Annotated in this window: 11 protein-coding genes and 1 tRNA gene; 2 read left to right on the forward strand and 10 right to left on the reverse strand. The window is 71.1% G+C overall.

Annotated features, from left to right (window positions below):
* Window positions 1–50: 50 nt before the first annotated feature.
* Both J4709_RS27165 and J4709_RS27170 read right to left on the reverse strand, forming a co-directional pair.
* On the reverse strand, window positions 51–968 hold the full coding sequence (locus tag J4709_RS27165) for a helix-turn-helix domain-containing protein (protein WP_307801578.1): 918 nt from the start codon (window positions 966–968) through the stop codon (window positions 51–53).
* Window positions 925–1158 (reverse strand): hypothetical protein, encoded by a 234-nt coding sequence (locus J4709_RS27170; RefSeq protein ID WP_151544802.1) that lies wholly within the window; start codon window positions 1156–1158, stop codon window positions 925–927. Before J4709_RS27170 ends, J4709_RS27165 begins: the two co-directional genes overlap by 44 nt.
* A gap of 199 nt (window positions 1159–1357) precedes the next feature.
* On the opposite strand from J4709_RS27170, the gene J4709_RS27175 reads away from it, so the two are divergent.
* Entirely contained in the window at window positions 1358–1708 is a 351-nt protein-coding gene (locus J4709_RS27175; protein ID WP_208244648.1) for a VOC family protein, read from the forward strand.
* 573 nt (window positions 1709–2281) lie between these two features.
* On the forward strand, window positions 2282–2632 hold the full coding sequence (locus tag J4709_RS27180) for a hypothetical protein (RefSeq protein ID WP_208244649.1): 351 nt from the start codon (window positions 2282–2284) through the stop codon (window positions 2630–2632).
* 217 nt (window positions 2633–2849) lie between these two features.
* Here the strand turns inward: J4709_RS27180 and J4709_RS27185 are convergent, their stop codons facing one another.
* The 8 genes from J4709_RS27185 to gyrB all read right to left on the reverse strand — a co-directional run bounded on the left by J4709_RS27185 (window position 2850) and on the right by gyrB (window position 13173).
* A complete protein-coding gene (locus tag J4709_RS27185) occupies window positions 2850–3509 on the reverse strand; it encodes a response regulator (protein WP_208244650.1) in 660 nt (219 codons plus the stop codon).
* Window positions 3506–4699, reverse strand: coding sequence for a sensor histidine kinase (locus J4709_RS27190; protein WP_232384124.1), 1194 nt, complete (start codon window positions 4697–4699; stop codon window positions 3506–3508). The genes J4709_RS27185 and J4709_RS27190 overlap by 4 nt, the downstream gene beginning before the upstream one ends.
* Complete coding sequence (locus J4709_RS27195) at window positions 4696–5553, reverse strand: CPBP family intramembrane glutamic endopeptidase (RefSeq protein ID WP_208244651.1); 858 nt, start codon at window positions 5551–5553, stop codon at window positions 4696–4698. Before J4709_RS27195 ends, J4709_RS27190 begins: the two co-directional genes overlap by 4 nt.
* Before the next feature lie 246 nt (window positions 5554–5799).
* A complete protein-coding gene (locus J4709_RS27200) occupies window positions 5800–6684 on the reverse strand; it encodes an alpha/beta fold hydrolase (RefSeq protein ID WP_232384125.1) in 885 nt (294 codons plus the stop codon).
* Window positions 6685–7467: 783 nt separating this feature from the next.
* Window positions 7468–7544 (reverse strand) — tRNA-Ile (locus J4709_RS27205).
* A gap of 89 nt (window positions 7545–7633) precedes the next feature.
* Entirely contained in the window at window positions 7634–8593 is a 960-nt protein-coding gene (locus J4709_RS55750) for a DUF3566 domain-containing protein (protein ID WP_307801579.1), read from the reverse strand.
* A gap of 42 nt (window positions 8594–8635) precedes the next feature.
* The gene (gyrA, locus tag J4709_RS27215) at window positions 8636–11143 is read right to left on the reverse strand and encodes a DNA gyrase subunit A (RefSeq protein ID WP_208244652.1); all 2508 of its coding nucleotides are present in this window, start codon (window positions 11141–11143) and stop codon (window positions 8636–8638) included.
* A gap of 92 nt (window positions 11144–11235) precedes the next feature.
* Complete coding sequence (gyrB, locus tag J4709_RS27220; RefSeq protein WP_208244653.1) at window positions 11236–13173, reverse strand: DNA topoisomerase (ATP-hydrolyzing) subunit B; 1938 nt, start codon at window positions 13171–13173, stop codon at window positions 11236–11238.
* Window positions 13174–13591 lie beyond the last annotated feature (418 nt).

Raw genomic sequence — 13591 nt, forward strand, 5'->3', positions numbered from 1 at the left:
ACGTCCTCCGTTCCGGATCGTCCGCCCGGCCACCAGCGCCGGGCACCGGTTCAGGATGCGGGGCGGCGGCGGACGCGGTCTTGAACGCTGTTGCGGTACGCGCCCGGCGTCACGCCGAGGACGCGCCGGAACCAGCGGGTGAGGTGCGCCTGGTCGGCGAACCCGACGAGCGATGCGGCCTCCGCGGGCCTATGCCCCGCGTCGAGCAGCGTCCGCGCGCGCGCCACCCGGTGTTGGGCGAGCCATGCGTACGGCGGCATCCCCATCGAATCGCGGAAGGCCCGTAGGAGCTGGTACCGGGACAGACCGAGGTCGGCCGCCACCTCCGCCAGGGTAGGCGGACCCACAATCTCGTCCGACAGCCGCGCCGCGACGGCCCGGGCGATCCCGGACGCGCCCCGTGGCGCGGACCCGCCCGGCGGGACGCGGACGGCGTGCCGCCGGACGATCGCGCCGAGCACCTCGAGCAGCCGGTTCTCGCCCTCCAGCGGGTCGTCGGCCAGCCGCAGCGACCGGTGCGCGAGCCGCAGCCGGCCGGCCAGGTCCGGGTCGCCGACGATCGGCTCGCGGAAGTGCGGGAGCCCGCCGTCCCAGCCCGACGCCGCCGCCACCAGCTCCGCCGTCGGGTAGAGGCACAGGTAGGCGAAGCCGCCCTGGTCGGCGGGACCGCCGGTGTGCGCCTCGCCGGGCTCGATCACCACGATGCTGCCGGCCGCCGAGTACAGCCGCTCGCCGCGGTACCGCATGGTCTCCAGGCCGTCGACGCACACGCCGATCGCGAACTCGTCGTGCGCGTGCGGCGCGTAGTGGCGGCGGCCGATCCGCGCGTTGAGCAGGTCGAGCGAGGCGCCCTGGATGCCGTCGACCCGCGTCCACACCGCCCGGTCGGGGCGGCGCCCCGCGGCTCCGCCGCCGCCCGGGGCGTCAGGCAGAGAAGACGTGCCGGAGCCGCCAGCGGTCCCGGTCACGGCCGAGCTCCGCGACCGCCACGCCCTCCGCGCCGACGACGCGGACCCGGTAGACCCGGCCGTCCTGGGGCGTCCCGTAGGTCTTCAGGACCTCCTCGACGGCGTAGCGCGACCCCCGCCACTCGTACGCGGTGAGTCGTCCGGCGGGGTCGTGCTCGGCGCGGACCGGCTCGTTCAGAAGGTGCCCCATGAATCCCGGAGCCTAGCACGCGTTCGAACAGATGTTCGCAGGTCGGGGGCCGTCCGGCGAGCCGCGCCGGACGCCCGCGCCGCGGCGCGGCGACCGTTCCGGGCTCCATGCCGCCATTAAGGCGCAGCCGCCCGGCCATGTCCAGACCATCCGAAATGACCGGCGCCCGCGCGGGTAGGACGGCCCGGGAGGGGGACTCATGATCAACGGTGCGCACGTCATCATCTATAGCCGCGACGCGGCCGCCGACCGCGCGTTCCTGCGGGACGTGCTCGGCCTCCCGGACGTCGACGCCGGCCACGGCTGGCTGATCTTCAAGCTGCCGCCCGCCGAGCTCGCCGCCCACCCCACCGAGGGCGCGCCCCGGCACGAGTTCTACCTGATGTGCGACGACATCCACGCGACCCTCGACGACCTCGCCGAGCGCGGCGTCCAGGTCGACGTGCCCGTGCGCGACCAGGGCTGGGGACTGCTCGCCGCGATCCGGCTGCCGAGCGGCGGCGAACTGCCGATCTACCAACCCCGCCACCCCCTCGCCAAGGACCTGTGAGGCCCGTCGTCCACAGGCTGGGGGCAACGTTTCACACATCCTCCGACCCTGGTGAGCAGGCGTTCCGGACGCCGGCTCCACAGCGGAATCCCCAGGCGGCAGGGCCTTTCGAACGTCCGATCGACCCGAGCGGGCGCGTCGCCGCGCCGTCCACACCGCCGTCCCTTCACGCACATATTCCACAGCCTGTGGATAACTCCCGTGCACAACCTGGGCACGACCGGTGAGCGCCGTCGTCCACCATTCTTCCCCACCCGGTCCCCAAACGGCGGGACCGTTGGCCACGACGTGGATAACCCGCTGACCAGCGGTAAGAGCGCTCTCCCCGCGCGCCTGCGCACACCGCGTTCACAGCCTGTGGGCAATCGCCCTCCACAAGGGCCCGCGGCCGGTGGACGGCGCCGCCCACCGGCAATCCCCAACCACGTCCCCAGCCGCCACCCGATCGACCGCCTGTGGACGACCGGACACGGTCCGCGAGCGAGAACGGCGCGACATCCCAGCGGGCGGCCACCGACACGGCCGTCCCCGGGGAAGATGGCCACGAGACGGCCGGGCGGGCAGACTCTGCGGATGACCACCCTCACCCTCTGGCGGCCGGTCGGCCCGGCGGAGCTGGACCTGCTGCGCGCCGCGGAATGGCGGGCGTGGCCGCCGCGCCTGCCGGACCAGCCGATCTTCTACCCGGTGCTCAACGAGGACTACGCGATCAAGATCGCCCGGGACTGGAACGTGCCCGCGCACGGCTCCGGCTACGTCACGAGGTTCGAGGTCGACGCGGGCTTCGCCGAGCGGTACCCGGTCCGCCAGGCGGGCGGCCGGACGATCCTGGAGCTGTGGGTGCCGGCGGACGAGCTGGAGGAGTTCAACGCGCACATCGTCGGGCCGATCGAGGTCGTCCACGAGTTCCACGCCGAGGCATGACACCTGTGGATAACTTCGCCCGCATTCCGGCGGCGGCTGCCGTGTCCACCGCCGTCCACCGGTCGTCCCCATCCCCACATCCTGGGGATATCCGCGTCCTCCCTGGCCACAAGCGCTTCCGCTCCCCGGGCGACCGGTCGTCCACATCTTGTGGATAACTCTGTTCACACCCCTGTGCGCCAGCCGTCCCCAATGGGGACGGACGAGGCGCCGGGCGTCAGGTGACCAGGCCGTTGCGGTAGGCGTAGACGACCGCCTGCACGCGGTCGCGCAGGTCCAGCTTCGTCAGGATGCGGGACACGTAGGTCTTGACGGTCTCCTGGCTGATCACCAGCGTCGCGGCGATCTCGCTGTTCGACAGCCCGTTGGCGATCAGGCGCAGCACCTCCAGCTCCCGCGGCGCCAGCGCGGTGCCCTCCGGCGTGCCCGGCACGGGCCGGATCCGCGCCGCGTACTTGCCGACGAGCTGCCGCGTCACCTCGGGCGCCAGCAGCGCCGCCCCGGACGCGACGGTGCGGATCCCCTGCAGCAGCTGCGCCGGCGGCGCGTCCTTCAGCAGGAACCCGCTCGCCCCCGCCCGCAGCGCCTCGTAGACGTACTCGTCCAGGTTGAACGTCGTCACGACCAGCACCTTCACCGGGTTCTCCACCCCGGCGCCGGCCAGCAGGCGGGTCGCCTCGATGCCGTCGAGGACCGGCATCCGGACGTCCATCACCACCATGTCGGGGTCCAGCCGGCGGGCGAGGTCGACCGCGGCGCGCCCGTCCCCGCACTCGCCGACGACCTCCAGGTCGGGCTGCGCGTCGATGATCGTCGCGAAGCCGGTGCGGATGAGCGCCTGGTCGTCGCAGACCAGGACCCGGACCGGCGCGGTCACGAGGCGCCCCCCGCCGGGATGCGCGCCCGCACCAGGAACCCGCCGCCCGGCCGCGGGTCCGCGCTGAACTCCCCGCCCAGCGCCGCCACCCGCTCGCCCAGCCCCGCGAGGCCCCGCCCGCTGCCGCCGACGGCCGCGGCCCGCGAGCCCGTGCCGTCGTTGCCGACCTCCACCGTGATCTCCCTTCCGCCGTACCGCACCTCGACCTCGGCGCGGCTCCCATGGGCGTACTTCAACACGTTCGTCAGGGCCTCCTGCACGACCCGGAACGCGACGGACTCGGCGCTGCCCGCCGCGACCGCCGCCTCGCCCACCCGGGTGAACTCGACCGGCTGCCCGGCCCGCCGGGTCTGCTCCACCAGCTCGTCCAGGTCCCCCGCCGAAGGTGCCCGGCCCGGGCCGTCCCCGGAACCCGTGCCGTGGTCGGGGTTGAGCAGGTCGAGCAGATGCCGCAGGTCGGCGATGGCGCGCCGGCCCGTGTCGGTCACCGTGCTCAGCGTCGCGTCCAGCCGGTCGGGGGCGGCCACCAGATACCGGGCCGCCTCCGCCTGCACCACCATCGCCGTCACGTGGTGGGTCACCACGTCGTGGAGCTCGCGGGCGATGCGGGTGCGCTCGGCGGTCCGGGTGGCCTCGGCGACGCGGAGGCGCCGCTCGGCCTCGGCCGCCCGCGTCGAACGCAGCCACGACCCGACCCCCCAGATCAGTACGAGTGCCAGGTAGAACGTCACGTACTCGTCGACCCGCTCGTTCGCGCCCGCCCCGTTCACCGCGAACGCGAACGCCACGAACGCGGCCGAGCCCGCCAGCATCACGGTGCGCCGGCGGAACTCCAGGTGCGCGCCCGTGCTCAGCAGCGCGATCGGCAGCGCCGTGCCCGCGACCAGGTGGTAGCCGCGGATCTGGTCGAAGGCGAACCCCAGCGACACCAGCGTGAGGCACAGCGCCGGCCACCGCCGCCGCAGGGCCACCGGGAGGCACTCCAGGACGATCACCAGGACCGCCAGAGCGTCGAACGGGCGGGTCGCCATCTCGCCGATCTGCGTCCCCTTGCCGTGGAAGGCCGGGACGAACGACGAGGCGGCCAGCGCCAGCGCCAGCGGGAGGTCGCGGACCACGACGTCGCACCGCCGCCACACCTCCGCGATCCGGCCGAGCCCCATCGCCGGGCTCCGCCGCAGAACGATCATCGGGAGAGCGTAGCGGTCGCGGCGGCACCGGATCCGGCGCTCGCGGAAGCGGCGGCGGCCCGGCGGGCGGGCACCAGGTGGCCGCGCCGGTGGGCCAGCCACATGAACGCGACGGTCAGCGCCGCTCCGGCCCCGACCGCGTACAGGCTCGCCTCCGGCCCGAACTCGCCGCCGGTGATCGGCGACGGGCCCGACGTCGCGCCGTCCAGCAGCCCCTTCGAAGCGCCGTTGCCCGACACCTCGGTGCCGAAGATCCCCGACTCGGCGAAGTTCCACGCGAAGTGCAGCCCGATCGGCACCCACAGGTTCCGGGTCGCGGCGTACGCGGCGGCCAGCATGCCGCCGGCCTCCACCGCGATCGCGATCGCGCCCCACAGCGTGGCGTGCGCGTTGGTCAGGTGCGACAGCCCGAACAGCAGCCCCGTCAGCCCCAGCGCCGCCCACGTCCCGACGCGCCCCTCGATGATCCGGAACAGGACGCCCCGGAATATCAGCTCCTCCGTCACCGCCGCGGCGGCCATGAAGCCGAGCAGCCCCACCGCGCCCGACACCGAACCGAAGCCGTCGACCCGGTAGTCGCCGAGGAACGCGATGTTCGCGATCACGGCCGCGAACATCAGGAAGCCGATCAGCATGCCCCGCGCGACGGCGGCGCCGGCGCCCTTCGCGGCGATCTCCGCGGGCGGGCGGTGCTCGGTCCGCCGCACCACCCAGGCGTACACGGCCGGCGCCAGCGCCGCCGTCGCCATCCCCAGCACCAGGGTGAGGAAGGGGTTCCCCTTGACCGCCATGGTGACCTGGCCGCCGACCAGGGCGACCGCCCCGACGGCCAGCAGCTGCTTCAGCAAACGCATGTCGACTCCTTCGCGTGAACCCGCGGCCCGCACTCCCCGCGGCTGATGATCACGCTAGGGAACCGGCCCCCTCGGAAACGTCACCGCAGCGTGGACATTCACCAGTAGCTCGGACGGGGGACAAGCCATTGCGCGAGCGGCGGCCGAATGGCGCGTCCTGCCATTACCCGGCTCCGGAAATGCGAGCATCCCCGCCCGCTCACCGATGGTGAGCGGCGCGGGGATGCTCGCGGCCTCGCGGGACTTTCAGCTCGCGACCTTCGCGGTGACGCGCTCGACGGCCTTGACGGCGACATCGGGCTGCTCGAGGTAGATGTAGTGGCCGCTCTTCGGCGCCACCGTGAACCTGCTGTCGCTCGACAGCGCGAGCCACTTGCGCTCACCGGCGGTCCACGCCTTCTCCAGCCGCGGACCGGCCCCGGGGACGGCCGCCAGGTACGGCTTCCCGTGCTTGATGACCTCCACCGGCATGTGCCCGGCGGACCCGACCTTCCCGTCGGGCATGAGGAGCCGCTCCGGGTTCTCCCCCTTGAAGATCGCGAGGTTCTGCGCCCGCAGCTGGCCCGCCGGGCCCTTGTCCGACGCCGGGATCGCGTTGTTCAGGTCGGCGAGCATGGTCGGCGGCGTCGCGTCCATCAGGACCAGCCCCTTGACCTTGTCCTGGTGGTCGGGCGCGTACCTGGCGGCGATCAGCCCGCCCATCGAGTGCCCGGCCAGGACGACCGGCGCGTCCCCGGCCAGCTCGTCGAGCACCCCGGTGAGGACCTTCCCCGTGTCGGCGAAGCTCTGGTCGCCGTCGGGCTTGCCGCTCTTGCCGGCGCCGAGCCGGTCGTAGGAGCAGACCCGGTTCTTCGCGCTCAGGGTCTTCTGGAAGGCGGCCATCTTGTCCAGCCCGTCGCCCCCGCCGTGCAGCAGGACGACGACCGGCGCACCCTTCTTCCACTTGCCCGAGCAGGACGTGTTCACCGACTTCCCCGAGACGCTGAACTTCTTCGTGCCGATGAACGAGTCGGGCTGCTTCTCGATGAACGGAACGGAGTCGCCGTCGACCTTGCACCCGGTCAGTCCCGCGCCGGCCACGGCGCAGCCCAGCACGATCGCGGCGAGGGTCCTGAACTTGCGGGTCATCATGTCCTCCAGTGAATGGCCCGGCGGTCACTGGAAAAGGAGCGCGACCACCGGGGGGAATTCGCGGCCCGTACCGGCCGCGTGCACATGGAGAACGCTATGAATCGGCCGCCCCCGGGAGCATCACCGCGCGGAGGACATTCCCGAGTAGCTCGCACGGGGGACACCCACCACCCTCATGGCCCCCCACCGAAGACCGCCCACACACGACCCGCACAGAACCAAGGACTGTCATGCTTGCTGTCACTGCTGCCGGGCCCCTCCAGCGACCGGAGGCAACCATGCGAGCGTCTCGTTCGCCGTGCAAGTCGATGTCGCAAGTGGGAGCCGATGACCCCAGCCGCTAAGGACGATCCCCGATACGGGTGGATCACACGCCTCGTGGCCGAGTTGAGCGACTTCCTCGACGAACCGGTCGAAGTTGTCGACCGACTGCTCATGGAGTCGGACGAGTACCCCTATCACGGGGTTCTGCTGCTTCATCCGAAGCGCGCCCCCCTAGCGGCAGGGCGTTCCAACTCTGCTGGCCTGCTCCTCGTCGTCGGATGGCTTGAACGCCACGGCGGTCGGCCCATCCCGGGCGGCGGCGCGACCCCGAGCGGACCGGGCCGGCGAACGGAAAGCGCGGCCGGGGACCGGCGCCGGCGCGCGTGGGCGCCGACAGGGCGAACGAGGCTCGACGCTCGGCCCGCGTGATGGCGCTGGGGACGAGCTGTTCGGGACGCCGGAAAGGTGAGCCGCTGCTGCCAAAAGACCCCCACCGGTACCCGGTGGGGGTCTTTGAGCTGGTGGGCCTAGGAGGACTTGAACCTCCGGCCTCATCCTTATCAGGGATGCGCTCTAACCGACTGAGCTATAGGCCCGCACTGCCGCCGCCCTTGCGGCGCAACCAGAGATTACCCCATGTCGAAGGGCAACCGGAAATCGATTGCCGGGCGGCGGCCGGATCGCGCTACTCGGCCTCCTTGAGGGTGACCTCGACGCCGCCCACGAGGTCGGCGGCGAGGTTGTAGATCACGGAGCCGACCGTGGACAGGGCGGTGATGAGCAGGACGTTCAGGGCGCCCACGAGGACGGTGTAACCGAAGACGCGGACGAAGGAGAACCAGTTGGCGGCGTCGACGCCGCCGCTGGTGTCGCCCTGCTGCTTGGTGAGGCTGTTCACCGTGTCGCTGATGGCGTCGAAGACGCCGAGGCCGGACAGGATGACGTACAGCACGACGACGGCGACGAGCAGGACGACGAAGCAGACCAGCGACATCACGAAGCTGAACTTCATCACCGACCACGGCTCGAGTCGGGCCAGCTGGAGCTGGGCCTTGCGGGCCGGCTTGGCCGGCGCCGGCGACTTGGAGTTCACCGGGGCGACGGCGGCGGACGGCCGGTCCTTCAGGACGGTGCTGGCGAAACCGGAGCCGGAGCCGGGACGGCCGCCCGACGAGCCGCCCGACGCGGAAGCGGCGGCGGACGGCGCGGGGGGCGGCGCGGGCTTCTCCGTCCGGCCCGTGGAGACGGAACCGGACGGTTCGGCGGGCTTGGTCCAGCTGGGCTTCCCCGCGGCCTTGGCGTCCTTGGCGGGCTCGGCCGTGTCCTTGACCGGCGCGATCCCCGGCGTGCCGGGCTTCTCCGGCTCGTCCTTGAGCTGGGCGAGGTCGACCCTGGTCTCGTCGGACCCCGGCGAGGGCTTCGGGCCTTTGCCGGCGGAGGAGGCGGGCGCGGCGGCGTCGGAGTCGATCTCGACGGTGGCCTCGTCCCGGGCCGGCTTGGCGGACGCGGCGGCGACGGTCTTGCCGCCGGGCTTGTCCGCGGGCTTGCCGGCGGCGGCCGGGCGGCCGGCGGGTTTGCCGGCCGCCCCCTTGCCGCTGCGGTCCCCGCCGGGCCCGCCCTTGCTCTTGCCGGGCTCCGTGCTCACGTGTCCTCCTGGCCTAGCGGCTCGGTGAGGCGATCGGATGCGTCACTCACCATCGCCCCCCTCGGCGTCTACTGAGTCCTCAATGGTGGACTCTACGTTCCTCGCGATGGCGACCACGCTGTCCCCCTCGGCGAGGTTCATCAGGCGGACGCCCATGGTCTGCCTGCCGGACTGCTTGATCTCCGCGGCGCTCGTGCGGATGACCCCCCCGTTCGAGGTCATGCCGAACACCTCGTAGTCCGGACGGACCATGAGAGCCCCTACCAACCTGCCGCGAGATTCCACGATCTTAGCGGTGAGAACTCCCTTACCACCCCGTCCTTGGACCGGGTACTGGTCCACGGGGGTCCGCTTGGCGTAGCCGCCCTCGGTGGCCACCAGGACGTCGTGGTCGGCGTCCCTCACGACCAGCATGTTCAGGACCTCCTGGTCCTCCTCGAAGCGCATGCCGATCACGCCGGAGGTGGCGCGGCCCATGGGCCGCAGGGAGTCGTCGTCGGCGTGGAAGCGGATCGCCTGGGCGCCGGTGGACACCATCAGCAGGTCGTTGTCGGCGGACACGAGCCGCGCGGCGATCACCTCGTCGTCGTCGACCAGGTTGATCGCGATGATGCCGCCGGTGCGGGGCGAGTCGAAGTCGCTCAGCGCGGTCTTCTTGACGCGGCCCTTCTTGGTGGCGAGGACGAGGTAGGGGGCGACCTCGTAGTCGCGCAGGTCCATGACCTGGGCGATGTGCTCGTCCGGCTGGAACGCGAGGAGGTTCGCGACGTGCTGGCCGCGCGAGTCGCGCCCGGCGTCGGGCAGTTCGTACGCCTTCGCCCGGTACACCCGGCCCTTGTTGGTGAAGAACAGGATCCAGTGGTGCGTCGTGGTGACGAAGAACTGGTCGACGATGTCGTCCTGCTTCAGCTGCGCGCCGCGGATGCCCTTGCCGCCGCGCCGCTGCGCCCGGTACAGGTCGGTCTTGGTGCGCTTGGCGTAGCCGCCGCGGGTGATGGTGACGACGACGTCCTCTTCGGCGATGAGGTCCTCGTACGAGACGTCCCCGTCGAACGGGATGATCTCGGTGCGCCGGTCGTCGCCGAACTTCTCCACGATCGGGGCGAGCTCGTCGCCGACGATCTGCCGCTGCCGCTCCGGCGAGGCCAGGATGTCGTTGTAGTCGGCGATCTCCGCCATCAGCTTGTCGTACTCGTCGGTGATCGCCTGGCGCTCCAGGGCGGCGAGCTTGCGCAGCTGCATGTCCAGGATCGCCTGCGCCTGGATCTCGTCGATCTCCAGCAGGTCCATCAGGCCCTGCTGCGCCTCCGAGGCCGACGGCGAGCGCCGGATCAGCGCGATGACCTCGTCGATGCGGTCCAGCGCCTTCAGCAGCGCGCGCAGGATGTGGGCGCGCTCCTCGGCCTTGCGGAGCAGGAACCGGGTGCGCCGGACGATGACCTCGATCTGGTGCGTCACCCAGTGCCGGACGAACTGGTCGACGCGCAGCGTGCGCGGTACGCCGTCGACCAGCGCGAGCATGTTCGCGCCGAACGTCTCCTGGAGCTGCGTGTGCTTGTACAGGTTGTTCAGGACGACCTTGGCGACCGCGTCCCGCTTGAGGACGATCACCAGGCGCTGGCCGGTGCGGCCGGACGTCTCGTCGCGGACGTCGGCGATGCCGTCGAGCTTGCCGTCCTTGACCGACTCGGCGATCTTCAGCGCGAGGTTGTCCGGGTTGACCTGGTAGGGGAGCTCGGTGACGACCAGGCAGGTGCGGCCCTGGATCTCCTCGACCTCGACGACGGCCCGCATCGTGATGGAGCCGCGGCCGGTGCGGTAGGCCTCCTCGATGCCCTTGCGGCCGACGATCAGGCCGGCGGTCGGGAAGTCGGGGCCCTTGATCCGCTCGATCAGCGCCTCGAGCAGCTCGTCGTCGGTCGCGCCGTAGTTCTCCAGGTACCAGCGGACGCCGTCGGCGACCTCGCGCAGGTTGTGCGGCGGGATGTTGGTGGCCATCCCGACCGCGATGCCGGCGGAGCCGTTGACCAGCAGGTTCGGGTACCGCGACGGCAGGACGTCGGGCTCGGCGGAGCGGCCGTCGTAGTTCGGGGAGAAGTCGACGGTCTCCTTGTCGATGTCGCGCAGCAGCTCCATCGCCAGGGGCGCCATGCGGGACTCGGTGTACCGCATCGCCGCGGCGGGGTCGTTGCCGCGCGAACCGAAGTTGCCGTTGCCGTCGACCAGCGGGTACCGCATCGACCACGGCTGCGCGAGCCGGACCAGCGCGTCGTAGATCGCGGAGTCGCCGTGGGGGTGGTAGTTGCCCATGACGTCGCCGACGACGCGCGCGCACTTGAAGTAGCCGCGGTCGGGCCGGTAGCCGCCGTCGTACATCGCGTACATGACCCGGCGGTGCACCGGCTTGAGCCCGTCGCGGACCTCGGGCAGCGCGCGCGCGACGATGACCGACATCGCGTAGTCGAGGTAGCTCTTCTGCATCTCGACCTGGATGTCGACCGGTTCGATCCGCTCGCCCGGGTGTCCACCCTCTGTGGTCACGTCCGTCACTCTCAAGACCTCTTCTGCTAAGTGGGAACGAAGTACGACGCCCGATGGGAGCCCCGCCGCCGGTCAAGGACGGGCCGGGGCCGCCGCACCTGTCAGATGTCGAGGAAGCGCACGTCCTTGGCGTTGCGCTGGATGAACTCCCGGCGGGGTTCGACCTCCTCGCCCATGAGCACGCTGAACAGCTCGTCGGCCTGGGCGGCGTCGTCGAGCTGCACCTGCAGCAGGACCCGGTTGTCGGGGTCCATCGTGGTGTCCCACAGCTCGTTGGCGTTCATCTCGCCGAGGCCCTTGAAGCGCTGCACCTGGTCGCGGGGGCGCGGGTCGCGCCGGCCGGCGGCGATCCCGGCCTCGATGATCGCGTCGCGCTCGGCGTCGGAGAAGGCGTAGTCGGCCTCGTTGCCGCGCGCGTCCCACTTGATCTTGTAGAGCGGCGGCTGCGACAGGTACACGTGGCCGGCCTCGATCAGCGGCTTCATGAACCGGAACAGCAGCGTCATCAGCAGCGTGTTGATGTGGTGGCCGTCCACGTCGGCGTCCGACATCAGGATGATCTTGTGGTAGCGCAGCTTGGTGATGTCGAACTCGTCGTGCACCCCGGTGCCGAGCGCGGTGATGATCGCCTGGACCTCGTTGTTCTTGAGGATCTTGTCGATCCGCGCCTTCTCGACGTTCAGGATCTTGCCGCGGATCGGCAGGATGGCCTGGAAGTGCGGGTTGCGGCCGCCCTTCGCCGAGCCGCCCGCCGAGTCGCCCTCGACGATGTACAGCTCCGACTTGGACGGGTCCCGCGACTGGCAGTCCGACAGCTTGCCGGGCAGCGACGTCGACTCCAGCAGGCTCTTGCGCCGCGTCAGGTCGCGCGCCTGCCGCGCCGCCACCCGCGCGCGCGCGGCCTGCGACGCCTTGTTGATGATCTCCTTGGCCTCGCCCGGGTTCTCCTCGAACCAGTCGCGCAGATGCTCGTTGCAGGCCCGCTGCACGAACGACTTCGCCTCGGTGTTGCCGAGCTTGGTCTTGGTCTGCCCCTCGAACTGCGGGTCGGCCAGCTTGATCGAGATGATCGCGGTGAGGCCCTCGCGGACGTCCTCGCCGGTCAGGTTGTCGTCCTTGTCGCGCAGCAGCCCCTTGTCGCGCGCGTACCGGTTGACGATCGTCGTCAGCGCCGCGCGGAACCCCTCCTCGTGGGTGCCGCCCTCCGCCGTGTTGATCGTGTTCGCGAACGTGTGCACCGACTCGGCGTACGAGGAGTTCCACTGCATGGCGATCTCCACCGACATGCCCTCGGTGTCGTCGCCGAAGTAGATCGTCGACTCGTGGACCGCGTCCTTGCGCGCGTTGATGTAGCGGACGAAGTCCTCGATGCCGCCCTCGTAGTGGTACTTCACCACGTGCGGCTCGCCGTTGGAGTGGTCCGGCCGCTCGTCGCACAGGGTGATCGACAGGCCCCGGTTCAGGAACGCCATCTCCTGCATGCGGCGCGACAGCGTCTCGAAGTTCCACTCGAGGGTCTCGAAGATGTCGCCGTCGGGCCAGAAGGTGATGCGGGTCCCGGTCTCGGTGGTCGCCTCGCCCTTGCGCAGCTCCGTGTCCGGCCCCCGCCAGGTGTAGGTCTGCCGCCAGACGTGCCCGTCCACCTTGACCTCGGCCTCGAGCCGCGTCGACAGCGCGTTCACCACCGCGGAGCCGACGCCGTGCAGACCGCCGGACACCGCGTAGGACTTGCCGTCGAACTTGCCCCCGGCGTGCAGAGTCGTCAGCACCAGCTCGATCGCCGGCCGCTTCTCCACAGGGTGCTCGCCCACCGGGATGCCGCGGCCGTTGTCGACCACGCTGACACCGCCGTCCGCCCGCAGCGTCACGACGATGTCGTCGGCGTAGCCCGCGAGGGCCTCGTCGACCGAGTTGTCCACGATCTCGTAGACCAGGTGGTGGAGGCCGCGCTCACCGGTCGACCCGATGTACATGCCCGGACGCTTGCGAACCGCTTCCAGGCCTTCAAGGACAGTGATCGAACTAGCGTCGTACGCCAAAGGAGATCCTCCTGCCGGGGATGGTGAGCCGCCCCGCGCCCAGGGGAGCGCGGTGTGCCCCGTAACACACATGAGGGCGCCCTGGTGCTCTGTACGTGTTCGGTAGAGCTCTCGGGCACCCCATGGCGGTGCAGCATCCTGAACCCGTTTTCATTCTACCGGGTCACACGGCGAAAAGTGGCACTCACGAGCGCTGTGTGCGCGTCTCCCGGCCCGGCGGGCCTGGAGATGCATCCCCCCATAGCCCTAGGGGGGTTCTCTGGCCTACGGCGCGCTCGTTGCTGAACTCGTCACCGCGGTTCCCGAACAGATGTTCCCACCCGCCACCGACATCCCGTCACGCCGCGCAACCGCCCGTCCACACCCGCCGCGACGGCCCCGCCGCCTTGTCACTTCTCTGAAGGTCGGCCCGCCGCCG

It is taken from the genome of Actinomadura violacea (assembly GCF_017573465.1).
GTDB classification, from domain to species: domain Bacteria; phylum Actinomycetota; class Actinomycetes; order Streptosporangiales; family Streptosporangiaceae; genus Spirillospora; species Spirillospora violacea.

What these genes read in the sequence shown, in the direction of transcription:
- J4709_RS27170 (WP_151544802.1), bottom strand. Translation starts at nt 1,158, where the DNA reads ATGGGGCACCTTCTGAACGAGCCGGTCCGCGCCGAGCACGACCCCGCC.
- J4709_RS27175 (WP_208244648.1), top strand. Translation starts at nt 1,358, where the DNA reads ATGATCAACGGTGCGCACGTCATCATCTATAGCCGCGACGCGGCCGCC.
- J4709_RS27180 (WP_208244649.1), top strand. Translation starts at nt 2,282, where the DNA reads ATGACCACCCTCACCCTCTGGCGGCCGGTCGGCCCGGCGGAGCTGGAC.
- J4709_RS27190 (WP_232384124.1), bottom strand. Translation starts at nt 4,699, where the DNA reads ATGATCGTTCTGCGGCGGAGCCCGGCGATGGGGCTCGGCCGGATCGCG.
- J4709_RS27195 (WP_208244651.1), bottom strand. Translation starts at nt 5,553, where the DNA reads ATGCGTTTGCTGAAGCAGCTGCTGGCCGTCGGGGCGGTCGCCCTGGTC.
- J4709_RS27200 (WP_232384125.1), bottom strand. Translation starts at nt 6,684, where the DNA reads ATGATGACCCGCAAGTTCAGGACCCTCGCCGCGATCGTGCTGGGCTGC.